This is a genomic window from Solemya velum gill symbiont (assembly GCF_002020255.1).
Classification (GTDB): domain Bacteria; phylum Pseudomonadota; class Gammaproteobacteria; order Chromatiales; family Chromatiaceae.
Genome location: NZ_MPQG01000023.1, coordinates 1 through 26,351 on the forward strand (window position 1 = coordinate 1; position 26,351 = coordinate 26,351).

A 26,351-nucleotide genomic window follows, 5' to 3' on the forward strand; every position below is an offset into this window, starting at 1 on the left:
GATGCCAATTTCGCGGATCGCATCGATGCGGGCAGTGCCTTGTCCAACCAGGACTTCAACTTGCCGCAGTTTCTGGACGATTTCTTCCGGTTTGTGTCGCTTGATTCCCATTTTCGGTCCTCCGTTTTACTCATCATAAGGGTGGACCAACTTATTGAGGGAGGATCACCCGTTATTTCTCTTCGTTCGAACACATCATCTCAAACGCGTTAACCAGATTCTCTTCAAGTGGGGCCTCGAAGGTCATTTTTCTACCTGATTCGGCACCATTTTCACCCCAGGGAAAAGTGAGTCGCCATGCGTGCAGAAACAGCCTGCGAATACCCTGCTCACGACACTGCTGGTTAACCGTCTCATCGCCATACTTGGTATCGCCTACAATCGGGGTTCCGAGCGACTGTGCATGTACGCGAATCTGGTGTGTTCTGCCGGTTTCGAGTTTTGCCTCGACAAGCATAAAATCACTACAACTGCGCTGTACGCGAAAACGTGTCAGTGCAGCCTTACCGGTGGGATCGACACGTACGATACGTTCGCCACCCACATGACTCTTTTTCAAAGGCTCTGCACAGCTGATCTTTTCCCGCTTCCAGTGACCCGACAGCAGTGCAAGGTAGCGTTTATCAACCCTGTTTTCACGTTGCAGCTGGTGCAACTGTCGCAGTGCAGACCGGCGCTTGGCAATAAGCAGGAGACCGGAAGTATCACGATCAAGACGATGCACCAGTTCGAGGCCCTTCTGTTCAGGGCGTGCCATACGCAGGCGTTCGATCACGCCCTGGCTGATACCGCTGCCACCATGCACTGCAAGACCCGAGGGTTTGTTAATCACAATGAGTCCCTTGTCCTCGTAGAGAATGGTTTCTTCTATATCGGATTTCTGCTTGTCGGTCAGCCCGCTCGCCTGTTCAGCAACCAGTACATGTGCAGGTGGCAAACGCACCTGGTCACCGATCTGCAAACGGTATACAGGCTTGATACGACCCTTGTTAACACGCACCTCACCCTTGCGAAGCATCTTGTAGATACGGCTCTTGGGTACGCCTTTGAAGGTTTTTATGAGGAAGTTGTCGATACGCTGCTGATCCGCTTCTTCTCCTATCGTGAGAATCCGCGGACCAGTGCGTTCGAGTTTACTGGACACTTCGCTTATTCAGGTGCAGATGATCCGGCAGCCGCATCGCTCTTGGCCTCGGCTTTTTTAGCCTTGGGAGCTGTTTCTGCCTTGGCTTTCTCCGGCTTGCTGCTTTCGACAGACTTTTTCGTCTCTACCTGTACGAGCTTGGGGGCTGCTGCTTTGCTACCCTCATCAGTCTTGGCAGGCTTCGCCGGTTTGGCTCGCTTTTCAGCTGCCTTGGGAGCCTTCTCGGCTTTTTCGGCCGGCTTTGCCTTTCGATCTTCACCTGATTGAGCTGCAGCGGGCTTCTCAGCCGATGCTGTTTCCTTCGGCGCGGACTCCTTCGCAGGTTTCTTTTCCGGCTTACTCTCTTTTACAGCCCTGTTTTCCCTTCTCGGCTTCTCGGAAGCACTTTCAGACAACTGCAACTCGGCCTGCTCTGGCTTCTCCTTGCGTGCAGTTGCTACAGGCTTGTCAGCTGGATTATCTGCTTGCTTATCGGCCTGTGCCTGTTTTACGTATTCAGGTATCACCTGAGAATCACTCGCCTTCTCAGGCTCGCTTCTGCGCTGTGGTCGCGGACGACGTTTCTGCTGCTGCCTCCCACTTGACTGAGGCTTGTCATCAGATTTGCCTGAATCATCTTTGGTAACCTGGCTTTCAGCCTTCGGGGCCTCTGCTTTGGGCTCGGATTTAGCAGCCTGAGCTTTTGGTTCCGATTTTGCGGCTTTAGGCTCTGTTTTTGCAGTCTGCGACTCTGCCTTCACCTGCTTTTCTGAGCCCGCTCCTGTCTTCTGCTGATCAGTTGCCTGTGCAGTGTTGCCATCCTGACGTCCGGCGCTTGAGCGGCGACCACCTCTGCGACCACCTCTGCGACCTCGACTACTCTTCGGCTTGTCACCCTGCTGAGCATCGGTTGCACCCTGTTTCTTACTTTCGGGCTTCTCCGTCTTGTTTGCGTTTGCAGCACTCTTATCCTGGGCCGCTTTCTGCATTCTGCTTGCCTGCTGACCCTGAGAACCTCTACCGCGTGAACCCCTGCGATTATTACGCTGGGAATTGCTTCGGCTACGAGGTGCAGGACGTTTCTGCTCCTCTTTTTTCTCTTCAGGCTCTTCAACCTTGGCTGAGGAAAAAAGTGAACCAAAGAGACGCTTTAGCAGGCCTGTTTCAGCTGTCTCTGCACTCTCCTCTACAACCGCCTTTGCCTCTGGCCTTGTAGAGACGGGAGTAATCTTTTTCACTGCAGGCTCTTCGATACGTGCCTGCCTTGTCGCATGGCTTTCCTGTACAACAGTTTCCGGCTCGCTAACCATTTTGTAACTGGTCGACTCATCAACTGCCGGCACATCTGCCTGGCGTACACGTTCGATAGTGTAATGCGGTGTCTCGAGATGCTGGTTTGGTACCAGTACAACCTCGATTTTCTGACGCTTTTCGATATCGTGAATCTGTGGGCGTTTTTCGTTGAGCAGATAGGTCGCAACATCAACTGGTAACTGCGCAATAACACGGCCTGTATTCTCTTTCAGGGCATGCTCTTCAATCAGGCGCAAAATAGAAAGCGCCAGGGATTCGACACTACGCACAAAACCGTGACCTTCACAGCGCGGACAGACGTGCTGGGCAGCCTCACCCAGTGACGGACGCAGACGCTGGCGTGACATTTCAAGCAGGCCGAAACGTGAAATACGCCCAACCTGTACACGCGCCCTGTCATCCTTAAGTGCATCCTTGAGACGATTTTCCACGGCACGCTGGTTCTTGCTCGGTGACATATCGATAAAATCGATAACGAACAGACCGCCAAGATCTCGCAGGCGTAATTGGCGTGCAACCTCATCGGCTGCTTCAAGATTGGTATTGAGTGCCGTCTCTTCGATATCCGCACCCTTGGTTGCACGTGATGAGTTGATATCAATTGAAACAAGCGCTTCGGTATGGTCGATAACGATGGCACCACCGGATGGCAAGCGCACTTCACGTTCAAATGCCGATTCGATCTGGCTTTCGATCTGGTAACGTGAAAAGAGAGGCGTCTCGTCAGAATAGAGTTTCAGCTTGCGCTTGTTATGCGGCATCACCTGGGAGACAAACTCTTCGGCCTCCTTGAAGACATTCGGATCATCGATAACAATCTCGCCAATATCGGTGCGCAGGTGATCACGAATCGAGCGAATGATGACATTGCTCTCCTGGTAGATCAGGAACGGCGCTTTACGTTCTTCCGCTGTCGTTTCAATTGCGGTCCAGACCTGGGTCAGGTAATCAAGGTCCCACTGCAGTTCTTCAGCCGATTTGCCGATTCCAGCGGTACGGATGATTAGCCCCATGCCTTCAGGCACTTCCAGCTGCGACATCGCCTGGCGCAGTTCGGAACGGTCTTCGCCTTCGATGCGGCGTGAGATTCCACCTGCACGCGGGTTCTTGGGAACCAGTACGAGGTAACGTCCGGCAAGTGAGACAAATGTCGTCAGTGCAGCACCCTTGTTGCCACGCTCCTCTTTCTCGACCTGGACAATGACTTCCATGCCTTCCTTGATGGCATCCTGGATAGAAACCCTGCCACCTGCTTTCTGCGCCTCTTCGTTAAAGTAGGTTCGCGAAATTTCCTTGAGGGGAAGAAAACCGTGACGCTCGGAGCCATACTCGACAAAAGCTGCTTCGAGGCTTGGTTCGACGCGTGTTATCCGGCCCTTGTAGACGTTTGATTTTTTCTGTTCACGGCCGGGGAGTTCGATGTCGAGATTGAACAGGGACTGTCCATCGACAATAGCGACACGCAACTCTTCTGGCTGAGTTGCGTTGATCAGCATACGTTTCATTCTAATTGTAATCCTGGTGTTCGTGCAGACGAACGGCACCGTGCATTTAGTAGCCTGAGGCTCCTTAACCTGCCGGTTGCAATATGACTGATATCTTTGTCGTCAACACAAAATTCAATATCTGGTCGTCTTTATCAACGACCGCCCTGGTCGGGATCGCATCACTTCCGGAGCGCAATGCCTACAGCCAGCAAATCGGCTGACGCAGCACTCAACGAAGTGAGGTATTCCAACCTCAATACATTTCGGGGCAGTTTTATCGGGTCTGCCAGTGCTGATTGATCAGCTCCCGTAATCTGTTTTCCTATTGTGTTAACTAACAGGCCATTCATTAGCTGCCTTGGTCAGTTAAAACCATACTCAATAGGAATCTATCTGCTGCGCTATAACCCGGCTACTATGCAACTTAATCTACAGATGACATAAAAGCAGTCTGATATAGGAACAATGGCCGGGAACAGGCTCGACACTCTCGACCCCGGAACGGGACACGAAAATGTCGCAATAATCTGCGCAGACACTGAACTATATCAACAGTGTTTGCAATGTTCAATGAAAAGATGCCCGATCTTGTTGATCAGACTGAAAAAATAGGCTTTCCGCAAAGATAGCGAAAGCTGGATTAACTGCTCTTTTCGAGCTCTTCTAAATACCCCTGGTTGACGCGCTCACGCAGCTCTTTGCCCGGCTTGAAATGCGGAACATGCTTGCCCGGCAGTGCAACCGGCTCGCCGGTTTTCGGGTTGCGTCCAGTACGTGGGGATCTGTAATGCAGGGTAAAACTGCCAAAACCGCGAATTTCGATGCGATCACCGGTTGAGAGCGAATGGCTCATCTGTTCCAGGATGCATTTAACAGCAAGCTCGACATCTTTCTGTGCCAGGTGTGGCTGCTGCGTCGCGATGACTTCAATCAGTTCAGACTTTGTCATAAAAATCCAATTGTTAAGGTGGTGCGGGCAAAATGCCCGCACCATTTTCAACATTAAGCGTCAGAATCGCTCATCTTGTCTTTAAGCAGGTCACCGAGTGTCGCCTTACCACTGGCGGCACTATCGGAGTAGCTACGGATTACCGCTGCTTCCTCTTCTACATCCTTCGCCTTGATAGACAGGCTCAGGGTGCGGTTCTTGCGATCAACACCAACAAACTTGGCTTCTACAGAATCGCCAACCTTGAGAACGGTAGATGCATCTTCAACGCGGTCGCGTGAAAGCTCTGAAGCACGCAGGTAACCGGTAACGGTATCTGCCAGTTCGATAGTCGCGCCCCTGGCGTCAACTTCGCTAACAGTACCGGTAACAACGCTGCCCTTCTCGTGAGTTGCAACATAAGAAGAGAACGGGTCTTTATCGAGCTGCTTGACACCCAGCGAGATACGCTCACGCTCAGGATCAACAGAAAGAACGACAGTCTCGACTTCATCACCTTTCTTGAAATCGCGAATCGCTTCTTCGCCCTGTGCTTCCCAGGAGATGTCCGAGAGATGCACGAGGCCGTCGATACCACCGTCGAGACCAATGAAGATACCGAAATCGGTGATCGACTTGATCTTGCCTGTAACCAGGTCGCCCTTGTTGAAGTTCTGGTTGAACTCTTCCCATGGGTTCATGCGGCACTGCTTCATACCGAGAGAGATACGACGACGCTCTTCATCGATATCGAGAACCATGACTTCGACTTCATCACCCAGTGATACAACCTTGTTCGGATGAATGTTCTTGTTTGTCCAGTCCATTTCAGAGACGTGAACAAGACCTTCAACGCCATCTTCAATCTCAACGAAACAACCGTAATCAGCAATGTTGGTCACCTTACCGAAGAGACGCGTTCCTTCAGGGAAGCGACGCATCAGGTTGGCCCATGGATCATCACCAAGCTGCTTGAGTCCGAGAGAGACACGCATCTTCTCAGGATCGAACTTGAGAACCTTAACGTCGATCTCATCACCGATCTCAACAACTTCTGATGGGTGGTGTACACGCTTCCACGCCATATCGGTAATGTGCAGCAGGCCATCGACACCGCCGAGATCAACGAAAGCACCATAGTCGGTGAGGTTCTTGACCACACCCTTGACGACCATACCCTCTTCCATGCTCTCGAGCAGCTTGTCGCGCTCTTCGCTGTACTCTTTCTCGACAACAGCACGGCGTGAAACAACAACGTTGTTACGCTTCTGGTCAAGCTTGATAACCTTGAATTCAAGATCCTTGCCTTCCAGGTAGGAAGTGTCACGGATCGGACGAACATCAACCAGTGAACCTGGCAGGAAGCCACGAACTTCGCCGAGGTCGACAGTAAAGCCGCCCTTGACCTTGCCGTTAATACGGCCAGTGATAATTTCCTGCTCATCGAAAGCTTTTTCGAGTGCACGCCATGCGTGGTGACGCTTGGCCTTCTCTCGTGACAAGCGAGTGGCGCCGAAACCGTCTTCAACGGCATCGAGGGCAACTTCTACCTGGTCCCCAACGACGACTTCGATATCGCCATTCAGGTCTGTAAACTGTTCTCTTGGAATTACGCCTTCTGACTTGAGTCCGGCGTTTACAACAACAACGTCATCGTTAATGTCGACGACTGTACCAATTACCATGGTACCTGGCTTGAGGTTGATTTTGGCTACGCTCTCTTCAAAGAGCTCTGCAAAGCTTTCGGTCATGATTTGTTCCTGATGCCAATGGCATCGTTAATAAAACTGCAAGTGACTGGCATCACCGGCAGACCTATGTAAGTTAAGTAATAAAAACTGCGCACAAGGTGCACAGAACCCGTTTGGAAAAGCCCCATCGGACAGGAGAAATATCAGGAAATCTGTTCCTGTTTAAAGACTTCTGCCACGTCACGGAGTATCTTCTCCATCACCTCATCGATAGTCAGATTCGAGGATTCGATGTCGATTGCATCATCTGCCGGCCTGAGCGGCGCAGCTGAACGAGACATGTCACGTTCATCCCTTTCTCTAATCTTTTCGATAAGGTGCGCGAGATTAGCAGACATCCCCTTTTCTTTCAACTGCTTATATCGCCGATTTGCACGTTCCTCGGCTGATGCGGTAAGAAAAAACTTGAGGGGAGCATGGGGAAAAACGACCGTTCCCATATCACGGCCGTCAGCAACGAGACCCTGTTCGGATGCAGACTGCTGCTGCCACCTGAGAAGTGCATCACGAACAGCTGGAACAGCAGCGACTTTTGATGCGTCATTACCTGCGGATTCACTTCTAATAGAATCCGTTACCTCTTGTTTTTCAAGGAATACTTTCCCGTCCTTAAAAACAACATCGAGCTTTTCAGCAACTTCTGCAAGTGCTGAATCATCACTGAAATCCAATCCCTTGTTACGCGCGGCCAGACCGACAAGACGGTAGAGTGCGCCGCTATCGAGAACCTGCCAGCCGAGTTTTTTCGCCAACAGCGCGGCAATGGTTCCCTTGCCTGAACCTGAGGGACCATCAATGGTAATAATTTTTTGTGTCACGACACTTCTTCCAGCGACATACCAATGCTGTTGACGAGATCACCGAAACCTGGAAACGAGGTATTCACATTGGCGCAATCATCAATTTCGATACTTCCGCTTGATCGTAGCGAGGCAATTGCAAAAGCCATGGCGATACGGTGATCGCCATGTGAATCGACTTTTCCACCTGTAATCTCCGCCCCACCCTGAATCACCATGCCATCAGGTGTCGGTTCGGCATCGATGCCGATTGCCTGCAGACCATCAGCCATCACCTGGATGCGATCACTCTCTTTGACACGTAGTTCTTCAGCACCTGTCAAACGCGTCTCGCCTTCAGCACAGGCTGCGGCTACAAATAGAACCGGGAACTCGTCAATCGCGAGTGGCACCTGCTCTTCTGGTATCTCTATTCCTTTTAGTTGTGCAGAACGAACGCGCAGATCTGCAACCGGTTCACCACCGGCATCGCGCTCATTGAGTACTTCAATGTTTGCGCCCATCTGCCTGAGGATATTGATGACACCGATACGCGTCGGGTTAATACCGACATGTTCCAGCGTCAAGTCAGAACCGCTGGCAATTGACGCACCGACAAGAAAAAAAGCAGCAGATGAGATATCCGCGGGCACATCCAGATCGACCGCTGTAAGTCTGCCGCCGCCAGTGAGACACATGCGGTTGCTTTCGCTGCGCACATCATAGCCAAAACCGCGCAGCATACGTTCGGTATGGTCACGGGTTGGTGCAGGTTCTGTCACACAGGTTTCACCATCTGCATAGAGGCCTGCAAGTAGCAGGCAGGATTTGACCTGAGCACTCGCCATTGGCATATCATAATTGATCGCCTGGGGCTTCTGACCGCCATTCAGCTTAAGAGGCGCAGTACCACTCTCGGTTGTCTCGACAGTCAAACCCATTGCTGCAAGTGGCTCGGTGACACGGCGCATGGGACGCGACGAGAGAGATTCGTCTCCAACCAGGGTAACGTCAAAATTCTGCGCGCCCAGCAGCCCACTGAGGAGGCGCATGGAAGTGCCCGAATTACCCAGGTCCAGTGAAACAGACGGCGCTTTTAAGCCATCAATACCGACACCGTGAATCGTGACTTCACCAGATTCAGGCCCTTCTATCTGCACACCCATGGCACGGAATGCCTGCAGGGTTGCAAGGCTATCCTCACCCTCGAGAAATCCATGAACGCGGGTGACGCCATCAGCCAGCGCGCCCAGCATGATTGAGCGGTGTGACATCGATTTATCACCCGGAACCCGAATCGTTCCATTCAGCTGTCCGCCGGGTGACATTTTGTATTGAAGTTTAGACAAATCTTTCTCCGCTACTCTATTAGCAGGCCTGTTTCCTGAAAAATGGCGCCAAGCTTACATGGAGCAGGCTTTTCAAACAAGTTTCGGCAGCCCTGTATTACAACGGAAAAGGCGCTGCACCCCATGGCTTGGCTCGCCGTTGGCGGAGCCAGCGGAAAACCACGGGTGAAGCGAAAGGGTGTCTGAGCGAACGCAGAGAGCGAGTTGCCTTTCGCGCCGTGGTTTGGAGTGATCAGGCGGAGACATGGCGTGCCAGGCCATGGGGTGCAGCGCTCATCCCCTGCTGATCAATCGCGCCTAATCCCATCAATCTCCATTGACCTACAACCAACATTCTCACACATAAACGGCATACAGGCGTTATGATAATGATCGTTTGGATAGCCACAAGAGAGAAACAGATATGAAAGTCGGATATATCGGACTTGGCCTCATGGGCCGCCCCTGCGCAATGCATCTCCACAATGCAGGCCACCAGCTTGCCGTCTATGCACGCCGTGAAACGAGCGCAGCGCCCTTCGCAGAAATCGGTGCCACCATTTGTGCCACACCTGCCGAAGTTGCAGTCAACGCTGATGTGATTTTCACCAACGTTTCGGATACACCTGATGTCGAGCAGATCATACTCGGCAAGGATGGCATCATCGAGGGTATCAAGCCAGATGCAGTTGTCGTCGACATGAGCACCATCTCGCCTGTCGTCACGCGCGATATTGCGCAAAAGCTGAAAGAGAAAGGCGCTCACATGCTTGATGCACCCGTCTCCGGTGGTTCTGCAGGCGCGGAGAGCGGCACCCTGTCGATCATGATCGGTGGTGAAGAAGCGATCGTCGAACGCATCATGCCGCTGTTTGAAGTGATGGGCAGCAACATTGTTCATATCGGAGATAATGGTGCAGGACAGGTCATCAAGGCGTGCAACCAGATCGTCATCACCCAGACCATTGCCGGTGTTGCGGAAGCCTACTGCCTTGCTGATGCAATGGACGTCGATAAAGCCAAGGTGCGCCAAGCTCTTCTCGGCGGCTTTGCCAACAGCAAGATTCTCGAAATGCATGGCCAGCGCATGCTGGATGATAACTACGATCCGGGATTCAAGGCAGTTCTGCACAAGAAAGATATGAACATGGTTCTGCAGGCAGCTTCCGCACTTGGCGTAGCCCTGCCAGGTTCCGGTGTGGCAACTCAGTGGCTCAACGCACTGGTTGGTGACGGTAGCGGTGAACTCGATTCGTCTGCTATTTACAAGGTCATGAAGAAATTCAACCAGGCTTGAGTGAGAAACAGATGAGCAAAGAGCAACAACGTCAACTGGTACTTGCATCCACTTCACCATTTCGGCGCGAACTCCTCGTAAAGCTGGCCATATCATTTGATACGGCAGATCCCTCAGTCGATGAAACCGCACTCGAAGATGAAAATCCTGAGGAGCTGGTCACGCGTCTGGCTCACGCCAAGGCAAAAGCAGTCTCCGCGGATTTTGAAGATGCGCTTATTATCGGCAGCGACCAGGTAGCCGTGATTGACGGCGAGATTCTTGGCAAGCCAGGCAATCATGAGAGAGCTATGCAACAACTCAAGGCAGCAGCCGGTCGCCTCGTCACCTTCTACACCGGCCTGTGCCTGCTCGATACTGCAACAGGTCGCAGTGAAGCCTTGTGCGAACCCTTCAGTGTCCATTTTCGCCAGCTCAGCGAGAGCCAGATCAATCATTACCTGGTCAAGGAAGAGCCCTACAATTGTGCAGGCTCGTTCAAATCGGAAGGTCTTGGTATTGCACTGTTTCGCAAACTGGAAGGTGATGATCCGAACACACTGATCGGCCTTCCACTGATTCGTCTTGTCGAACTGCTTGAGAAATCGGGCATCGAAGTACTCTGAGGATATTAGACAACATGCAACCTTCCAATCCCGCGACAGGCTTTAATTACCTGCTACGTGGCTTCAGCCTGATCAGACGAAAGGAACTGCGCTCCTACGTCATCATTCCACTGCTGATCAACATGATTATCTTCAGTGTCATGCTATGGCTCGGCATCGGTCTCTACGAGGGGCTGATGAACCAGTACCTGCCTGATGAGGGTCTACCGATGTGGCTGCCCGACTGGACATGGCTCGAAATCCTGCTGACCCCGCTTCGCTGGATGGCGTGGATGCTCTTTGCCCTCGCCTTCATGCTGATCTTTTTCTACGGATTCACCCTTGTCGCCAACCTGATTGCCGCGCCTTTTAATGACCGCTTGTCGGCAAAGGTCGAAGAGCTGCTGACAGGCGAAAGACCGCAAGAGAGTGAGAGCGGCTCACTGTTAAGTACTGCCACTTCATCGATCATGCAGGAGATCAACAAGCTGGGCTGGTTTGCATCCCGTGCAATTCCGCTGTTACTGCTGTTTTTTATACCCGGGGTCAACTTGGTTGCACCCTTGCTGTGGGGAGTGTTCAGCGCTTACTCCCTTGCATACGAATATCTCGACTACCCGATGTGCAACCACGGCATCGCATTCAGGCATCAGCGCAGCTTCCATCGGAAGCAACGCCTTGCGACCACCGGTTTCGGTGGCGGCGTCATGTTGATCATGGCAATCCCTTTCGTCAATTTCGCAGCCATGCCGATTGCTGTTTGCGGTGCCTCCGCTTGGTGGGCAGAACGCCTGAAAAACCGCTATGAAGGATGATGAATGAACTATCTCTTCCTGCATCCCAATTGCCCCGGCCAGTACAAGCATATTCTACAAAGACTGGCAGATGATCCGACCAACCGTGTCATCTGCCTGACAACAAGCCCCAATAACAAACTGCCGAAAGGCATTACCATTCTCGACTACTCCAGGCACAGAAAAAAGCCGGATCAACTACACCCTTTCTGTGAAAAATTCGTCACCGGCAGTTACCGCGCTATCCGTGTTGCGCGCCTCTGCAGTGAATTAAAGGAGAAGGGCTTTGTACCCGATGTTATCGTCGCTCACAGTGGCTGGGGTGACGGGCACTACCTCAAATCCATCTATCCCGATGTCCCCATACTCAATTACATGGAGTTCTATTTCCAGCCACGTGGTACTGATATGGATTTTGACCCACCGGGTAAGGTAGCAACGCCCAACGACATCGCTAGAACAACGACCAACAATGCCATCCACATGGTCAATTATTTCAATTCTGACTGGTGCATTACGCCGACTTTCTGGCAGCGTTCAGTACATCCGACGGAGATGCAGGAAAAAATCTCCGTACTGCATGAAGGTGTCGATGTTGAAAAGATCGCACCGCTAAATGTAGACGGCATCTCTCTTCCGGATGGAACCAGGCTTAGCAGCCGGGATCATGAAATCATCACGCATGTTGAGAACAACTTCGAAAAACATCGCGGTTTTCATATCTTCATGCGCGCAGTTGAGAAGATTCATAAACAGCGCCCAAAAGCACACTTTGTCGTGCTCGGTAGTGATGGCACCAGTTATGGCCGGAAAAGTAAGGAGAATCGATCACTGCGCCAGCAACTGATGGCGGAACTCGACATCGACCCCAGCCGCATCCATTTCCTCGGCACCATCGACTTCGACAACTACATCAAGGTACTGCAGGCAGGACAGGCACACATCTACCTGAGCTATCCATTCGTACTGAGCTGGAGTTTTATCGAGAGCCTAGCCGCAGGCTGCCAACTGGTGTGCTCGGCAACACCACCAATCATGGAAGTAGTTGAGCATGGCAAGCAGGCACTGCTGTTTGATTTCCACTCCCCGGATGAACTTGCTGAGAACGTATCGAAAGTTCTGGATGATCCGGAAAAATACAGTGACCTGCGAATCAATGCACGCCGACTGGCACTGCAACAGTACAACGTGCGTGATCTGCTACCGCTGCATATCGAGCTGATCAATGATATTGCCAAAGGTGTTACACCACCGACTGCAGCTAAACGAATTGAACAACGCCATGAGAAACATGGCAAGGATGCTGCCTGGATGGAATCATGGGGTGCCTATCGGCACGAGATGAAAGGTACAAACTGACTAGATCGTCATGCCGACTATTGAGTTGTCACCCAGGAAGGCCTGCACTGCCCCAGATTAATCCCGTATCAAGCCCGGGATGATGATATTAGTGGACAGGGGCGATTCTTTTGGAAAGAGTGCGATGACTCAGCGCGGTGAGAACACCCTTCCTACAGAAAACTGCTTATCCTGTCGATGGCTTCCTGCATGCGTTCGATACTGGTGGTAAAAGCGAAACGTACAAATTGATGTGGTTTGTTCAGGCCAAAATCCTTTCCGGGTGTGACTGCCACACCCTGTTCCTCGAGCAGGCGCTGACAGAAGTCAAAACTGTCATTTGTCAGTGCAGCGCAGTTTGCATAGAGATAGAAGGCTCCATGTGGTGGCTGGCTGATGCCAAAGCCGAGCTGCTTTAGCTTTGGGTAGAGGAAATCACGACGTTCCCTGAAAATATCTCGCCGCTCTTCGAGTAGTGGCGACACTTCCGCTGACAAGGCTGTAATTGCGGCCCACTGCGATATCACTGGCGCCGACAGGTAGATATTTTGCGCCAGAACCTCCAGCACAGGCACCAGCGACTCGGGAACCACCAGCCAGCCGACACGCCAACCTGTCATACCGAAATACTTGGAGAAGCTGTCGACGACGATCTGGTGATCGAGGCGCATCAACAGGCTGCTACTTGATTCGACCTCGAAGGTCAGCCCCTGGTAAATCTCGTCGACGATCAGGTAACCACCTTTCGCTGCGACTGCATCGTGCAGCACCTCGAGTTGTTGCGCTGTGTAAACTGCGCCGGTCGGGTTGGCCGGTGAGGCAACCAACAGCGCGCGGGTTTTCTCTGTCCAGAAACGCTCGATCATTTCCGGTGTGACAAGCCAGCCTTGCTCTTCAGTGAGTGGCAGCGATACGGGCACACCGTCACTGAGAAGAACAAAATTACGATTACATGGATAACCGGGATCAGGCAGCAACACCTCATCGCCCTGGTCGACCAGCGCAGACATCAGCATCTGCAGGCCTGTCGATGAACCTGGCGTAACAATAATTCGCCCTGCATCGACTGGTGCATCATGTACACGTGCATACCAGTCAGACAGTGCATGGCGCAGTTCGGGCAGACCAAGTGCAGGAGTGTAGTGTGTTTTGCCCTCGTTAAGAGCCTTGTGACCAGCCTCTATGATGGGATCGGCAGTAACGAAATCGGGCTCGCCGATTTCCATGTGGATGATATCCCTGCCTGCAGTCTCAAGCTCACGTGCACGCGCCAGCAAGCGCATGACGTGGAAGGGTTCGATCTTGCGGGTTCTCTGTGCCGTCAATGCAATACTCTCCCGAAGGGATAAGAGAAATTGTCAGCCAGCCTCGGCAACCACTCCGGAGTGCAGTTGTTGGATACCGGCAAGATCAATCATATCACCAGCCGGCTTCATTCCGGAGAGATAGTGAAATGGCTTGCCGGGTTCACCAAGATGATCGACGACCGTGGTCGCGCCGGAAAAATCGTGCGACAGGGTGTAGCCGTTGGCCGTGATGATAATGCTGTTGATACCAGCATCTCTTGCCGAACGAAGACCCATGGCTGAATCCTCAAGCGCGACGCAACTGTCGGCTGACAGATTCATCTGTTCAAGTGCATAGGTGTAGATATCGGGTGCCGGCTTTTTCGCCTTGACGACATCACCTGCAGCGATCAGTTCAAACCAGCCGATACTCTCCTCACCAAGCGTGCTTTTCAGTAGCCACTCGACGTTGTCAGGAGTGGTAGTCGTGGCGATTGCCATGCGCATACCAGCTGAACGCGCTTCTTTCAGAATACGTTCTATGCCCGGACGCAGGGGAATCAGGCCATCCCTGAGCATGCCGACATAGTGTTCGGTCTTGGCTGCGTGCAGTGAAATGATCATTTCACCAAGATCGACGTCCTGCGGAACCTTTGGATTCTCGGATGCGACAAAGTGGTGCATACGCTCCTTGCCGCCGGTAACCTTTAGCAGTTCACCGTAGAGTTCAACCGACCAGTTCCAGTCGAGCCCTGCATCTTCAAATGCCCTGTTGAATGCAACCCGATGACCATCACGCTCAGTATCTGCGAGGGTACCATCGACATCAAACAGCAATGCCTCTAGTGTAATCATACTGAATTACCCCTGGTTACCCGTCTCTTCTTCAGCAATCTGCTTGCGGACATCGTCCATATCGAGCTCACTAGCACGTTCAATGACATCAACCAGTGCTGATTCAGGTAACGCACCTGCCTCGTTCAACAGGATGATCTGGTCACGAAACATCATCAGGGTTGGAATTGAGCGAATCTGGAAATGTGCAGCAATCTCCTGCTCATCTTCAGTGTTGACCTTGGCGAACACGATATTCTCATACTTTTCGGAAACAGCTTCAAAAGTGGGGCCAAAGGATTTACATGGACCACACCAGGGAGCCCAGAAATCGATAAGGACGAAGGCATTACCTGTAATGGTCTCTTCGAGGTTCTCTTTTGTCAGTTCAATGACTGCCATGATCTTCTCCAGCGTATCCTGTGTATAAAATAACAAGGCCCCTATCAAGGGGCCTTGTTCAACCAGTTTTCAACCAGTCTGAATTAACTTTTCGCCCAGTTGGCAAAGTTGTCAGAGCTTTTCTCTTTACCGTCACCATAACCAGCCTCGTAAGCTTCGGTCAGGCGTTGCTCTTCACGCTCCGGGTTCTGCAGAAATCCTGCTTGCCAACCCTGGATGTACTCTTCATCACAGCCCATCTCTTCCATCTTGGTTACTGCATCATAATAAGTCTGGTTCATAGTATCCGGTCTCCGAAGTCTCATTAACCTTGTCAAAAAACCACCCGGCGGGAAAAATTGCCCGGTAGCCAGTCAATCGAAAACCCGGATTATATGTCCGGGTTATTTGCTATTCAAGCTTGTTCAACAGCGATAGGATTAGAATACGCTGTTTTGCTGATAAATACCACTATTTTTGTACTCCTGCTGGAGGCAAATGCCTGCTGCAGTGCATAATTTGTCGTGATTGTAGAATTGTCAGGGAATAGCCAGATCCAGCAGTAGCGGCAACATCGCTTCAGATGAGCCTGCGTACTCAGCAAGCCGGATTTCGACACCGGGACGACGTACCCGCGCCTTTTCGATCTCAGCGGGGATATCAGACGCTACATGCCGCCCTGCGGAGAGAAAATAGGGCAATACCGTGACATGCCCGGCTCCCTGATCAATCACATTGACGATGGCATCAGGAATCGAGGGCTCCGCCAGTTCGAGGAAGGCAGCACAGACAACAGAAAAAGTGCCGCCTGCAGAGTCGTCAAGGCGCGCTACCAGTTCACGCACCTCGTCATTCGAGGCTTCGCGGCGGCTACCGTGGGCAACAACAACCAGTGCTTTCATCAGGCAAGACTCCTGTTAACAATTTCACTGACATCCCTGCTGATAGCTGGAATCGCTGCAATATGCTCCAGCTGCTCCTTCATCAGGGCACTTCTGATTTCATCATAGCGCCGCCAACGGCTCATGTGGCGCACCAGGCGAGCAGCTACCTGCGGATTTTTGTCATTCAGTTCAATCACGAGATCAGCAAGCAAGCGGTAACCTGCACCATCTTCCCGATGAAATGCCACCGGGTTGTTCATGACGAAACTGCCGACAAGTGCACGAACACGGTTTGGATTGGTGAGCGTGAATGCGGGATGCGACATCAAAGCAGTGACAGCCTCAACTGTAGCGGTCGCAGGAACAGAGGCCTGCACACCAAACCACTTGTCCATGACCAGCGGCATATCTGACCAGCACCGTTCAAAATCCTCCAGCAGTCGCCGTGAGAGCGGCTGCCAGCCACGCTGTACTGTGATCGACAGCGCTGCCATGACGTCGGTCATATTCTGTTGTGCCATGTATTGCGATTCAACCAGTTCCCTGACTTCATCAGTCCCTGTCATGGCGAGCAGTGAAAGAGCATGATTTTTCAGTGAACGCGCAGCAATCTGTTCGTGCACCGGTTCATAAGCGTCATCAGATGCGAGTTCACTGCACTTCCCAGCAAGCTCTTCATCAAGTGCCTCTGCAATCTCGAAACGAACACTCTCGCGTGCCGCATGAATCGCATCGACATCAACAATCTCCATCTGATCACCAAGATAGCTTTCTGATGGCAGAGCCAGGAGCTCAGTGGCGAGCGCTAGATCATCACACTCCAGAAGCACCTTTCGAATCGCATCAATATAGGCAGTCGGCAGTGTTGCATCGGGATTTGAAATCTTCTCGAGCAGCAGTTGCTGATGCAGGGTCTGTGCAGCATCCCAGCGCACGAAGCCGTCACTGTCGTGAGCCATCAGGAACAGCAGCTGTTCCTGGCTGTAGTCAAAATGCAATTTCACCGGTGCAGAGAAACCTCTCAATAATGAGGGAACCGGTTCGTGCGAAATACCTGTAAATAGAAATTCCTGTTGCGCTTCTGTCACCTCGATCATTATTGTCGTATGCGGTTCTGCTTCTGCACCCTCAAGACGGAGCGGCATCTCATTTCCCTCAGAATCCAGCAAACCGACAGCAAGGGGTATCAGCATCGGCAGGCTCTCTTTCTGGCCAGAGATGGTGAGTAATTCCTGCCTCACCTTGAGAGAATACTTTCCCTTGTCGGCATCATATTCGCCACTGACATGCAGTTGCGGTGTTCCCGCCTGTGAATACCAGCGCCGGAACTGTCCCAGGTCGCGTCCACTGACTGATTCCATGCAGCTGACAAAATCATCCGTGGTGACCGCCTGCCCGTCGTAACGTTCAAAATAGAGATCTGTCGCGCGGCGGTAATCATCGCCCAGCAGCAACGCCTGCATGCGCACGACTTCAGCGCCTTTCTCATAGACGGTAAGTGTGTAGAAGTTGTTTATCTCTATATAGGAGTCAGGACGTACAGGATGCGCCATGGGACTGGCATCCTCGGCAAACTGGTGAGAACGCAGCATACGTACATCCTCGATGCGCTTGACGTCGCGTGAGCCCATATCTGCAGAGAATTCCTGGTCACGAAAGACTGTCAGCCCCTCTTTCAAGCTGAGCTGGAACCAGTCACGGCAGGTGATGCGATTACCGGTCCAATTGTGAAAATATTCGTGTGCGACAACTGCCTCGATACCCTGGTAATCCATGTCCGTGGCAGTGTCAGGTCGTGCAAGCAACAGCTTGGCATTGAAGATGTTGAGGCCCTTGTTCTCCATCGCACCCATGTTGAAATCATTGACAGCCACGACCATGAAAATATCCAGGTCATATTCACGTCCATAGACCTCCTCGTCCCAGCGCATTGCCTTTTTCAACGACTCCATGGCGTAATCGCACTTATCAATATTTTCCGGTTCCGAGTAGATACGCAGTGTCACCTCGCGACCCGACATGGTGGTAAAACGATCCTCAAGCAGGGCGAGATTGCCTGCAACCAGGGCAAACAGGTAACTCGGCTTGGGGAAAGGATCTTCCCAGGTGATACGATGACGGCCATTGTCTAACTGCTCCTCGCTTACCGGGTTTCCGTTTGAAAGAAGCACCGGGAACATATCGCGTTCAGCCTCGATACTGGTACGAAACAGCGCCATGACATCGGGGCGATCGGGATACCAGGTAATGCGGCGGAATCCCTCTGCCTCGCACTGGGTGCAAAAGAGGTCATTGGAACGATAGAGCCCCTCAAGTGCAGTATTTGACTCGGGAGCAATCTCCACCTCGGTTTCGAGAATGAAAACATCCGGCACATTATCGATGCGCAATTGGGTCGAGGTCATGATGAAATCGGACTCTGCGAGCTTGTTACCGTCAATTGCAACCGACAAGGTGTTGAGCTGTTCCCCGTCAAGCAGTAACGAATCGTTGTGCTCGCCATTTCTGCGCAACTCCAGGCGTGCTTTGACCTTTGTGCCCTTATTCCTGAGATCAAAGGTGAGATCGACCTGGTCGACCAGGTAGGCCGGTGGCTGATAATCGGAAAGGTGGATTGCCCTGCTGCTGGCGTCTTTCATGCTTGGTTACGATATGTATCTGAGAAGTTTCCTATAGTCTACCTGTCAAACGATATGAGTAAAAACCCGTAAAACCAAGGGGACAGAGTAAAACACATTGATGGTGTCCACTCTCCCCGTTTTTGGTAGCATTGGTCTCAAGAAACCATAAATGAGCCGTACAAATCCATGTCCAATATCGTTATCTACAGCACCGCATTCTGCCCCTACTGTGACCGCGCCAAGAGCCTGCTCAACCGCAAGGGTGTCACATATGAAGAAATCCGTATCGACCAGGATCGTGAACGCATGGCGGAAATGATGGAACGTAGTCAGCGCCGTACGGTACCGCAAATTTTTATCGGTGAAGTTCACGTCGGCGGTTTCGATGACATGGCAGCACTGGATATGGCGGGTAAACTCGATGATCTGCTGTGTGTGTCGCCTTCAGATTTCGATGATGAAGTAACCTGACCCGGAGAGATCGCGAATGCGTCTCGACAAATGGCTATGGGCAGCCCGTTTTTTCAAAACCCGGGCATTGGCGACAGAGGCCGTCAATGGCGGCAAGGTACATCTCCACGGGCAACGCACCAAGCCTGGAAAGGAAGTCAAGGAAGGCACGCGCCTGCGCATTCACAAGGGCTCTCTTGAATGGAACATAACCGTCGAGGTTTTACCCAAGCAGCGTCGCCCTGCAAAAGAGGCAGTGACCTTCTATAGTGAAAGCGAAGAGAGCATCAACGCACGTGAGAAAGTGATCGCCGAAGAGAAGGCTATTCGTGCTGCAATGCCGGTACCAACCGATCATCGTCCCAACAAGAAAGAGCGCCGGCAGATTCACAGGTTCAAGCGGATCGAAAAATAATGGATCAAAACGCTTTCAGAGAAACTTACCACGCTGTCAATGAGCGTTTCTGCATCTACGAAAAATCGATTCTCACCAACCAGTGCGGTTGCTCTTCGGCTGAAAAGTTCTGTATCGCCGAACGAGAGGGCGTGCACTGTAAATCCGACCGCGGCCAGCAACAGTGCCAGGAGTATCTCGACATCCTGCGTGAACAGGCGAAATTTGCATTGCACACACTTGATACTGAAAAAAAACGCAGCCTCCCCCACGGCAAGGCGATACGTATCCAGGTTGGAGGGCTCCTCGGTCTTAGGCATGCCTGTTATCCGGACGAGCCAATTGCGTCTACAATCAATGATATAGACGGTCTATTAATATTGGCAAAAGAGCAGTTCGGAGACTTCCGTGAACTCCCCTTTTCAACCATCATGCAGCAGGTTGCCGCCTACAAAACAAAAAAACGCGCACACAGGCGCAACAAGGATGAATAAATGAGTGTACTTTTTGTAAACGACCTGACATCGATTGACTTTTCCTACCTGCATAATCAACGCGGACTGCTTGGTGAAAGCCTGAGTCTTGGTATTCGCCTGTCGGGCTCACTTGACGAGCAAGGCATGGTATTGGACTTTGCGGATGTCAAACGCCAGGTCAAGCAACTTGTTGATGAACACTTTGACCATAAACTGATTGCACCGGCACGCTCAAGTCAGTTAAGCACTGATACCTGGGACAACCGCATTGAACTCAAATTCCGCTGGGGCGACAACATGCAGTTGAAACACGTCTCTCCTGCCGAGGCTGTGAGCCTGCTTGATGTCAGCGATGTCACACCGGGTACACTTGCCACCGCAATTGCAGAGATGCTGCAGGAGCGTTTGCCGGAGAATGTTTCTGAAATCGAGATCAATCTCAGTGAAGAGGTCATCGACGAAAGCAGTTACCAGTACAGCCACGGCCTCAAACACCATGCAGGCAATTGTCAGCGTATCGCGCATGGTCACCGTTCACGCATCATTATTTACCGTAACGGCACACGCTCCATCGAACTGGAAGAGGAATGGGCAGATCGCTGGGATGATATCTATATCGGTTCGCTGGAGGATCTTGCCGATGCCTCCGATGAATGTCATCACTACGCTTATAGCTCAAGTCAGGGCAACTTCGAGTTAACCCTGCCTGCTGTCTGCTGTGACCTGATCAATGCCGACTCAACCGTCGAAAACATTGCCGAGCATATCGCCGAACAGTTGAAAAGCAGCCACCCCGAATCCCGCTTCGAAGTGCACGCTTACGAGGGTATGGACAAGGGCGCCATAGCCACTTCCTGAATGGCCCTGATTCAATGACCAATAGAAACTGGGGGATTATCGTTATCGGTGACGAGATTCTCAGCGGTCGTCGCCAGGACCGTCATCTCCAAAAAACCATCGAACTTCTCACACCACGTCATGAAGGTCTGCAGTTTGCACACTATATTGGCGATGACGAAGCACAAATCATCTCCACCCTGAAAGCCAGCATGCAGGAAGATGCCGTGGTTTTCAGTTTTGGCGGCATCGGCGGCACGCCTGATGACCTTACCCGTCAATGCGCAGCCATCGCTGCTGGCATGCCACTTGTTCGCAATTCTAAAGCGGTTGAACTGATCGAGGGACGCTTCGGCGAAGACGCCTACCCCATGCGTATTCGTATGGCCGACCTGCCGGAAGGCTGCGAGTTGATTCCGAATCCTTACAACCAGATTCCCGGCTTCCGTATTGGTCAGCACCACTTCCTGCCAGGATTTCCTGTCATGGCACACCCGATGATGGAGTGGATTCTCGAAACGCACTACCCGATAGAAACACCAGCCGACTATGTAGAATCAGCCATCTATCTGCATGGCACGCCTGAGAGCTCAATCATCGAGACAATGGAGGAGATGATTGCCCGTTATCAGGATATCCGTTTTTTCAGCCTGCCAATACATCGAGAAGGTAATGGCATCAACCTGATCGAGTTTGGTGCGAAGGGAAAAACATCTGATGTTGAAATGGCAATGGATGACCTGAAATCAAAACTGGCTGAAATGGATGTTAGATGGACTGAAGAGCGGTAAATCACGCTACCGCGCGGCAAGTCTGGCATGGCACACATCACTGACGTCATCCCGGCCTTGAGTCGGAATCCAGACAATAGAATCCAATCAATGAAACCAGACTCCATTGATTCGCTTGTAGGCCTCAGTGGGAAAAGCTACTTTCCCTCTCAACACTGCCCTTCTTTATAGCCGGTTTTGGCGACTTGTTAACGACTTCCCTGTTGATACCGATTACCTCCAGCATTAGCGGGGTAGTGATAACGGGATTCTTCCCGGGCAGTGAGATATGTGACACAAGGTACATTGGACATTTTGACGCATTCAGTTCAGCCTGGGTAACTGGAAAAATTGCGACTAGGTGTTTAATGCCTTTAACTGCCGTATTGAAACCGTGCCGGTACCATATACTGTTGGCAACACCCTTCTCCCCCTCCAGCTTTTGCCGCACGCTCCCCAGGTAGTCAGTACCAACAGAAACCTTTCTCCCCTCATCATGAAAAACATGCTCACCGTCTACCCAGCGATCCTTCGTCCACAACACTGTCAGTTGCCAGTTTCTGTAAAGAGAAACGATGAGGTACTTTACAGGAAAAATTATCCTGCCCATGCCGTCATGCAGCCATACCGCGTGGAATGTTCCATCAGATGGCGCCTTGTCCAGCCTGACGCTAGCTGCAAGCTTGTTATTCACCATAATGAAAGTGCCACCGGCCTTGACGCCAGCCTTGTGCTCCATACCCGGGTGGGTAGACACGAGGCGTTTAATTTTTTACCTAAAGCCGGATCAGGTACAGTTTTCGGGCCATCATCAGAAGCACTTTCATTCCCTGTAAAACTTCCCGGCGCTCCAATGCCAATACCTGAACCACCAAGCATCCCGCCAAGCAATCCCGATACAGCACTCGCTGCTTTTTCCTTAGCTTTTGCCCCAGTACCATATTTGCTATTCGGGCCAATAGTGACTGAACGGTCATCAGGAATCTTGCATATCCCGCTAGTAACAACATGGTATGCACCCCCATTCGTGTCACGCGCGGATGAGTCTACAGGTCTCCCGTAATCATCTGCCATAAGGCTGAAATTCGAAACGAAAAAAGAAGTAGACAGGATAGCCATCAGAATAGTTCTCATACCTATTCTCCAATAAGGAAAAACCAGTACCAAATGTCATTACTACCTATCTTCAAGCATAGTGAATCACGCTTGATTTACAACATACCAGTCAGCAGCAATCGCTACCGGCACGTCATCTACTGAATGACGGAGATGAAAAACAGAGGGGTGCGAGCCTGCTGCTTAACCGGCCACACATCACCCCGGCAGCGGAACCTCGACGGAACCTCTGTTCATACCCGGTTCACCCAGCCAATATCCATTGCAAACACCGGTGGGCATCATCTCTTCCATCATTCGCGCCACATCAGTGTCTGCAGCACATCCATTTCTCCATGCGTCGAAATGATGAATGATGTCGAGGTTGTCTCTCGATTGTGGACTGATACGCAGGACATCGATTTTGGCTTGTCCTGGTGGCTCGGCCGCGATCAGATTAAATGTATGTGCAGACTGGGTCTGGATACCATTTAGAACCAGGAATTCCTCATCTTCCCTGGTTTTCATCAGCAAGCCGTCCGGATCATCAATGCAGCGGAGTTGACAGTCATCCTTGGGGAGATCATGGGCACGGGCTGTAAAACAGCGAGCAGAAAAGGCAAGTGGCAGGCGTCCATAGGCGAATACCTCTGTCTCGAGCCCCCCAGGCAGTTCATTCCTGATGTCCATGAAAGTTTTCCTGGATAACTCGACCGGCATGACCCAGCGATACATGCCGCTTTTCGCCAACACCTCGATACTTTTCTGGTTGTAGAGATTGAGTGTGGGACCGCCAACAAATGGCGCTCCAATTTTTTCCAGCATATGGACACTCGCCATATCATTTGCTTCTACCCTGAACTGTCCATTTTCACAGATGCGCTTCATGCTCAGTATTTCGGATTCCGCCTCGATCAGCGCCAGGGTCGACAAGATGACCTCTTTACCAGCCTCCGACAATTCCCTTGCTATTCCGAGCCAGTCATCGAGTTTCAACATACGCCGTTTTGAACAGACAGTTTCACCAAGATAGACAATATCAACCTGTGTGTCCGATATGCTTGTGTAGAAATCAAGCAGCTGTTCACGCGTCCAGTGGTACTGAACCGGCCCCAGAGAGAGACGTGATATGATTGATTCATTCATTGCCATGGCCTGTGATAAGCACCGAAAGTGGTTTGTGCTCCCTCCGAAACTGATTGCAGCACTTGCTGCCAGGCCGGATCCGGATGAAAACCTGAGGGATTTTTCTGACAGGCATCGATTGCTGCCCGCCACACTGTCGCTACCTGTTCCACGTAAACCGGGCTGCGCTGTCGTCCTTCGATTTTGATTGCCGCTACTCCCATCGCCAGCAGTTCAGGCAGTAATTCCATGGTATTCAGACTGACAGGCTCCTCGATTGCATAGCCGGTTTTTCCATGAACATGGAAACGTCCCTTGCAGAGCGTCGGATAACCTGCATTTTCACCATCAGCATAACGATCTATCAGGACTTCATTAAGACGTGACTCAAGCCCTCGAGGTGTTTTGTCCCATCGCACGGCCGAAGCTGGCGAACAGGCACCATAGGTATTGGGAGACTGGCCAGTCACATAGGACGACAATAAACAACGCCCTTCTACCATCACACACAAGCTGCCAAATCCGAAAACCTCGATCGGTACCGGGGAGGCAGAGACGACTCTCCTGAGTTGTTTAAGAGAAAGGACGCGCGGCAAAACAGCGCGCTTAATGCCGAAGTGATCATGGTAAAAACTGACAGCCTCTGCACTCGTTGCTGAACCTTGCACCGAGAGATGCAAGTTCAGCTGAGGTGCATGATCACAGGCATACTGCATCACCCCGATGTCTGCACAAATCAGTGCATCAATACCGAGGTTTGCCGCCTTATCCACGGCTTCTTCCCAACGTGGCCAACCGGCTGGCTGGGGGTATGTATTGATCGCCAGAAAAACTCGTGTTCCACGTTCTTGCGCATAGCGAATGCCATCCCTTGCCCGCTTGTCATTGAAATTGAGTCCCGCGAAGTGTCTTGCATTCGTGTCGTCAAGAAAACCCATGTACACAGCATCAGCACCATGGTCAACAGCGACCTTGAGAGATGGCAGGTTACCTGCCGGACAGACGAGTTCCATACAACTGGCTCCCGGTTAGCGAATAATCAGCGTTGCAGGGCACGGCCGAGCGGCTCAAACCTGTCGTGCATTGCAATTGCACCATTCAGGCCCTGCTCAAGCCATTTTGAAAAAGGCAGATCGGAGAGGTCCAGAGAATCCAGAAAGTTTTTCAGGTAGAGGCCCAGTTCGGTATCGCCTTCAGTTGTGATACGACGCTGAAAGAAGAGTGTATCGGCATCTTCACGGCGTGCTGCCAGCAACATGAAATCATAGGCACTGCCAGTGATGCGTAAATCCCATTGATCTGAGACGTGTGACAATTTCAGCTTGTCATTTTTCAGTGTCAGGTCAAATTCCATCGGAATCCCATCTACCCTGACCTGGAAAACATTGTCATTGAGAAAATCCAGTTCCTCTTCAGCGATGGCTGTGGCAAAAATTTTGTTGAGAAACTGTTCCAGCATAAACCTGGCTGGAGCCTGCGGTGGACGCGGTAAGCGGCGAATTAGTCTGTGCAACATAACAACTCCGATTCACGACCGGATCATAATGATCAGTCGAACTGGCACACTGGCAACAGAGCCCCTGCTCGTAGAAATGAGCGGTGACGCACCATTGTGACTTTCAAGGAGGTAAAAACTAACACCCTTACTGTTGGCGGTATATGACCTATATCAAAAATCCGTCACCAGTCAGGAAGCCGCCTGTCGTAATGGCTGCCCACATCTGCGGCAGCTATAACGCATTTTCCCTGACACAACTTTATTATGCCGCCTGGTAGTCAGCTGATGCTGCTGGCAGTCACACTGATAGCTCCAGCGCCTCTCCCGACGCAATCCCGGGATTTTCACATTCTGGCTGTGAGTGACTTCGGCAGGCACGCCAAACAGCTTCATAACTTCCCGCCACTCTTTTCCATGTGGTTTGACGCGCCCGAAGAGGTTAAACGCGACATAGTGCGCCACTTCATGCGGAACAGTCGTGTCGAGATTCACTTCAAAGCCTGTAGAGAAAAGGTAGGGATTAAATCTTAACTGTTGCAGGTTTTTGCCATAACGAAACTGGCCGGCGGCACGCGCATGCAGATCAAAACGTATCTCGGGGAGTGTGAACGATTCGTCAAAATGGTTTGCAGCGAGCTCCAGGCATTCAACAACCTTGTCCCTGACCAGTTCACGTCTGTTGTGCGACAGTTGCGAGATTACTTTGCCTGCTCTGGTGTGTAGGCTTTGATCGAGAGGGCGTGTAATGTGTCAGAAGTGATTTCGTCATGCACAGTCGCCATCACCATCTTGTGGCGCTGGATGAGTGACTTTCCTTCGAATTCAGGACTGACTATGACAGCTTCGAAATGACGTCCATCGCCTGTAACCGTGATATCCGCCCCAGGCATTCCCTGTTGTATCAATGCTTTAACCGCTTCTGTTTCCACTTTACTTTACTCAGATCAATAGTGACTGAAGCAATTATAACAAGATCA

Annotated in this window: 28 protein-coding genes; 9 read left to right on the forward strand and 19 right to left on the reverse strand. The window is 51.5% G+C overall.

Annotated elements, in window-relative coordinates:
- Positions 1-172: 172 nt before the first annotated feature.
- The 6 genes from BOW06_RS11930 to aroA all read right to left on the reverse strand — a co-directional run bounded on the left by BOW06_RS11930 (position 173) and on the right by aroA (position 8,710).
- Positions 173-1,144, reverse strand: a complete 972-nt coding sequence (locus tag BOW06_RS11930) for an RluA family pseudouridine synthase (RefSeq protein ID WP_052132114.1) — start codon at positions 1,142-1,144, stop codon at positions 173-175.
- Positions 1,145-1,149: 5 nt separating this feature from the next.
- Complete coding sequence (gene rne, locus BOW06_RS11935; protein ID WP_078454796.1) at positions 1,150-3,942, reverse strand: ribonuclease E; 2,793 nt, start codon at positions 3,940-3,942, stop codon at positions 1,150-1,152.
- Positions 3,943-4,564: 622 nt separating this feature from the next.
- Complete coding sequence (gene ihfB / locus BOW06_RS11940) at positions 4,565-4,873, reverse strand: integration host factor subunit beta (protein WP_043116856.1); 309 nt, start codon at positions 4,871-4,873, stop codon at positions 4,565-4,567.
- A 53-nt stretch (positions 4,874-4,926) separates the two neighbouring features.
- On the reverse strand, positions 4,927-6,603 hold the full coding sequence (gene rpsA, locus BOW06_RS11945; RefSeq protein WP_078453532.1) for a 30S ribosomal protein S1: 1,677 nt from the start codon (positions 6,601-6,603) through the stop codon (positions 4,927-4,929).
- Between the two features lie 143 nt (positions 6,604-6,746).
- Positions 6,747-7,421, reverse strand: coding sequence for a (d)CMP kinase (gene cmk / locus BOW06_RS11950; protein ID WP_043116857.1), 675 nt, complete (start codon positions 7,419-7,421; stop codon positions 6,747-6,749).
- Complete coding sequence (gene aroA, locus BOW06_RS11955) at positions 7,418-8,710, reverse strand: 3-phosphoshikimate 1-carboxyvinyltransferase (protein WP_043116858.1); 1,293 nt, start codon at positions 8,708-8,710, stop codon at positions 7,418-7,420. Before aroA ends, cmk begins: the two co-directional genes overlap by 4 nt.
- A 397-nt stretch (positions 8,711-9,107) precedes the next feature.
- Here aroA and BOW06_RS11960 point away from each other — a divergent pair, with 397 nt between their 5' ends.
- From BOW06_RS11960 to BOW06_RS11975, 4 genes are read left to right on the forward strand one after another with little or no spacing between them, the layout of a single operon-like run.
- Complete coding sequence (locus BOW06_RS11960) at positions 9,108-10,007, forward strand: NAD(P)-dependent oxidoreductase (protein WP_256857942.1); 900 nt, start codon at positions 9,108-9,110, stop codon at positions 10,005-10,007.
- Between the two features lie 11 nt (positions 10,008-10,018).
- Positions 10,019-10,612 (forward strand): Maf family protein, encoded by a 594-nt coding sequence (locus BOW06_RS11965; protein WP_078454805.1) that lies wholly within the window; start codon positions 10,019-10,021, stop codon positions 10,610-10,612.
- Between the two features lie 14 nt (positions 10,613-10,626).
- Positions 10,627-11,406 (forward strand): sulfate transporter CysZ, encoded by a 780-nt coding sequence (gene cysZ, locus BOW06_RS11970; RefSeq protein WP_043116861.1) that lies wholly within the window; start codon positions 10,627-10,629, stop codon positions 11,404-11,406.
- Between the two features lie 3 nt (positions 11,407-11,409).
- The gene (locus tag BOW06_RS11975) at positions 11,410-12,744 is read left to right on the forward strand and encodes a glycosyltransferase (RefSeq protein WP_078454798.1); all 1,335 of its coding nucleotides are present in this window, start codon (positions 11,410-11,412) and stop codon (positions 12,742-12,744) included.
- Between the two features lie 152 nt (positions 12,745-12,896).
- On the opposite strand, the gene BOW06_RS11980 is transcribed toward BOW06_RS11975, so the two are convergent.
- From BOW06_RS11980 to pepN, 6 genes are all read right to left on the reverse strand, one after another.
- Entirely contained in the window at positions 12,897-14,054 is a 1,158-nt protein-coding gene (locus BOW06_RS11980) for an aminotransferase class I/II-fold pyridoxal phosphate-dependent enzyme (protein ID WP_043116866.1), read from the reverse strand.
- 27 nt (positions 14,055-14,081) lie between these two features.
- A complete protein-coding gene (locus BOW06_RS11985) occupies positions 14,082-14,864 on the reverse strand; it encodes an HAD family hydrolase (RefSeq protein WP_078453534.1) in 783 nt (260 codons plus the stop codon).
- Between the two features lie 6 nt (positions 14,865-14,870).
- Positions 14,871-15,257, reverse strand: a complete 387-nt coding sequence (gene trxA, locus BOW06_RS11990) for a thioredoxin (RefSeq protein ID WP_256857583.1) — start codon at positions 15,255-15,257, stop codon at positions 14,871-14,873.
- Between the two features lie 71 nt (positions 15,258-15,328).
- Positions 15,329-15,526, reverse strand: coding sequence for an Alvin_2107 family globule sulfur oxidation protein (locus BOW06_RS11995; RefSeq protein ID WP_043116870.1), 198 nt, complete (start codon positions 15,524-15,526; stop codon positions 15,329-15,331).
- Between the two features lie 237 nt (positions 15,527-15,763).
- On the reverse strand, positions 15,764-16,126 hold the full coding sequence (locus tag BOW06_RS12000) for a sirohydrochlorin chelatase (RefSeq protein WP_179115175.1): 363 nt from the start codon (positions 16,124-16,126) through the stop codon (positions 15,764-15,766).
- On the reverse strand, positions 16,126-18,747 hold the full coding sequence (gene pepN, locus BOW06_RS12005) for an aminopeptidase N (RefSeq protein ID WP_078454800.1): 2,622 nt from the start codon (positions 18,745-18,747) through the stop codon (positions 16,126-16,128). Before pepN ends, BOW06_RS12000 begins: the two co-directional genes overlap by 1 nt.
- 168 nt (positions 18,748-18,915) lie before the next feature.
- Between pepN and grxC the strand changes: the two genes are divergently transcribed.
- The 5 genes from grxC to BOW06_RS12030 are packed head-to-tail and all read left to right on the forward strand — an operon-like array spanning position 18,916 to position 21,677.
- On the forward strand, positions 18,916-19,200 hold the full coding sequence (gene grxC / locus BOW06_RS12010) for a glutaredoxin 3 (RefSeq protein ID WP_043116873.1): 285 nt from the start codon (positions 18,916-18,918) through the stop codon (positions 19,198-19,200).
- A gap of 16 nt (positions 19,201-19,216) precedes the next feature.
- Positions 19,217-19,594, forward strand: a complete 378-nt coding sequence (locus BOW06_RS12015; protein WP_043116876.1) for an RNA-binding S4 domain-containing protein — start codon at positions 19,217-19,219, stop codon at positions 19,592-19,594.
- A complete protein-coding gene (locus BOW06_RS12020) occupies positions 19,594-20,067 on the forward strand; it encodes a hypothetical protein (protein WP_078453535.1) in 474 nt (157 codons plus the stop codon). The genes BOW06_RS12015 and BOW06_RS12020 overlap by 1 nt, the downstream gene beginning before the upstream one ends.
- Positions 20,068-20,907 (forward strand): 6-carboxytetrahydropterin synthase, encoded by an 840-nt coding sequence (locus BOW06_RS12025; RefSeq protein ID WP_043116881.1) that lies wholly within the window; start codon positions 20,068-20,070, stop codon positions 20,905-20,907.
- A gap of 14 nt (positions 20,908-20,921) precedes the next feature.
- Entirely contained in the window at positions 20,922-21,677 is a 756-nt protein-coding gene (locus tag BOW06_RS12030; RefSeq protein ID WP_078454803.1) for a competence/damage-inducible protein A, read from the forward strand.
- Between the two features lie 124 nt (positions 21,678-21,801).
- Here BOW06_RS12030 and BOW06_RS12035 read toward each other — a convergent pair whose 3' ends face one another.
- The 7 genes from BOW06_RS12035 to BOW06_RS12065 all read right to left on the reverse strand — a co-directional run bounded on the left by BOW06_RS12035 (position 21,802) and on the right by BOW06_RS12065 (position 26,303).
- A complete protein-coding gene (locus tag BOW06_RS12035; RefSeq protein ID WP_143556059.1) occupies positions 21,802-22,413 on the reverse strand; it encodes a hypothetical protein in 612 nt (203 codons plus the stop codon).
- Positions 22,347-22,790: a hypothetical protein gene (locus BOW06_RS12980; RefSeq protein ID WP_143555796.1), complete on the reverse strand. Its 444-nt coding sequence runs from the start codon at positions 22,788-22,790 to the stop codon at positions 22,347-22,349. Before BOW06_RS12980 ends, BOW06_RS12035 begins: the two co-directional genes overlap by 67 nt.
- 180 nt (positions 22,791-22,970) lie before the next feature.
- Positions 22,971-23,897, reverse strand: a complete 927-nt coding sequence (locus BOW06_RS12045) for a U32 family peptidase (RefSeq protein ID WP_043116887.1) — start codon at positions 23,895-23,897, stop codon at positions 22,971-22,973.
- Positions 23,894-24,889: a ubiquinone anaerobic biosynthesis protein UbiU gene (ubiU, locus tag BOW06_RS12050; RefSeq protein WP_078454804.1), complete on the reverse strand. Its 996-nt coding sequence runs from the start codon at positions 24,887-24,889 to the stop codon at positions 23,894-23,896. Before ubiU ends, BOW06_RS12045 begins: the two co-directional genes overlap by 4 nt.
- A 26-nt stretch (positions 24,890-24,915) precedes the next feature.
- On the reverse strand, positions 24,916-25,392 hold the full coding sequence (gene ubiT / locus BOW06_RS12055) for a ubiquinone anaerobic biosynthesis accessory factor UbiT (RefSeq protein WP_078453537.1): 477 nt from the start codon (positions 25,390-25,392) through the stop codon (positions 24,916-24,918).
- A gap of 171 nt (positions 25,393-25,563) precedes the next feature.
- The gene (locus BOW06_RS13375) at positions 25,564-26,121 is read right to left on the reverse strand and encodes a SprT family zinc-dependent metalloprotease (RefSeq protein ID WP_078453538.1); all 558 of its coding nucleotides are present in this window, start codon (positions 26,119-26,121) and stop codon (positions 25,564-25,566) included.
- On the reverse strand, positions 26,073-26,303 hold the full coding sequence (locus BOW06_RS12065) for a BolA family protein (RefSeq protein WP_043116892.1): 231 nt from the start codon (positions 26,301-26,303) through the stop codon (positions 26,073-26,075). The genes BOW06_RS13375 and BOW06_RS12065 overlap by 49 nt, the downstream gene beginning before the upstream one ends.
- Between the last annotated feature and the right edge of the window lie 48 nt (positions 26,304-26,351).

Coding starts and splice junctions, on each gene's coding strand:
- BOW06_RS12020 (WP_078453535.1), top strand. CDS start 19,594: ATGGATCAAAACGCTTTCAGAGAAACTTACCACGCTGTCAATGAGCGT.
- cysZ (WP_043116861.1), top strand. CDS start 10,627: ATGCAACCTTCCAATCCCGCGACAGGCTTTAATTACCTGCTACGTGGC.
- rne (WP_078454796.1), bottom strand. CDS start 3,942: ATGAAACGTATGCTGATCAACGCAACTCAGCCAGAAGAGTTGCGTGTC.
- pepN (WP_078454800.1), bottom strand. CDS start 18,747: ATGAAAGACGCCAGCAGCAGGGCAATCCACCTTTCCGATTATCAGCCA.
- rpsA (WP_078453532.1), bottom strand. CDS start 6,603: ATGACCGAAAGCTTTGCAGAGCTCTTTGAAGAGAGCGTAGCCAAAATC.
- BOW06_RS12045 (WP_043116887.1), bottom strand. CDS start 23,897: ATGAATGAATCAATCATATCACGTCTCTCTCTGGGGCCGGTTCAGTAC.
- BOW06_RS12025 (WP_043116881.1), top strand. CDS start 20,068: ATGAGTGTACTTTTTGTAAACGACCTGACATCGATTGACTTTTCCTAC.
- BOW06_RS11995 (WP_043116870.1), bottom strand. CDS start 15,526: ATGAACCAGACTTATTATGATGCAGTAACCAAGATGGAAGAGATGGGC.
- ihfB (WP_043116856.1), bottom strand. CDS start 4,873: ATGACAAAGTCTGAACTGATTGAAGTCATCGCGACGCAGCAGCCACAC.
- BOW06_RS12980 (WP_143555796.1), bottom strand. CDS start 22,790: ATGAGAACTATTCTGATGGCTATCCTGTCTACTTCTTTTTTCGTTTCG.
- ubiU (WP_078454804.1), bottom strand. CDS start 24,889: ATGGAACTCGTCTGTCCGGCAGGTAACCTGCCATCTCTCAAGGTCGCT.
- grxC (WP_043116873.1), top strand. CDS start 18,916: ATGTCCAATATCGTTATCTACAGCACCGCATTCTGCCCCTACTGTGAC.
- BOW06_RS12030 (WP_078454803.1), top strand. CDS start 20,922: ATGACCAATAGAAACTGGGGGATTATCGTTATCGGTGACGAGATTCTC.
- BOW06_RS11965 (WP_078454805.1), top strand. CDS start 10,019: ATGAGCAAAGAGCAACAACGTCAACTGGTACTTGCATCCACTTCACCA.
- BOW06_RS11975 (WP_078454798.1), top strand. CDS start 11,410: ATGAACTATCTCTTCCTGCATCCCAATTGCCCCGGCCAGTACAAGCAT.
- ubiT (WP_078453537.1), bottom strand. CDS start 25,392: ATGTTGCACAGACTAATTCGCCGCTTACCGCGTCCACCGCAGGCTCCA.
- BOW06_RS12015 (WP_043116876.1), top strand. CDS start 19,217: ATGCGTCTCGACAAATGGCTATGGGCAGCCCGTTTTTTCAAAACCCGG.
- BOW06_RS12000 (WP_179115175.1), bottom strand. CDS start 16,126: ATGAAAGCACTGGTTGTTGTTGCCCACGGTAGCCGCCGCGAAGCCTCG.
- BOW06_RS11985 (WP_078453534.1), bottom strand. CDS start 14,864: ATGATTACACTAGAGGCATTGCTGTTTGATGTCGATGGTACCCTCGCA.
- aroA (WP_043116858.1), bottom strand. CDS start 8,710: ATGTCACCCGGCGGACAGCTGAATGGAACGATTCGGGTTCCGGGTGAT.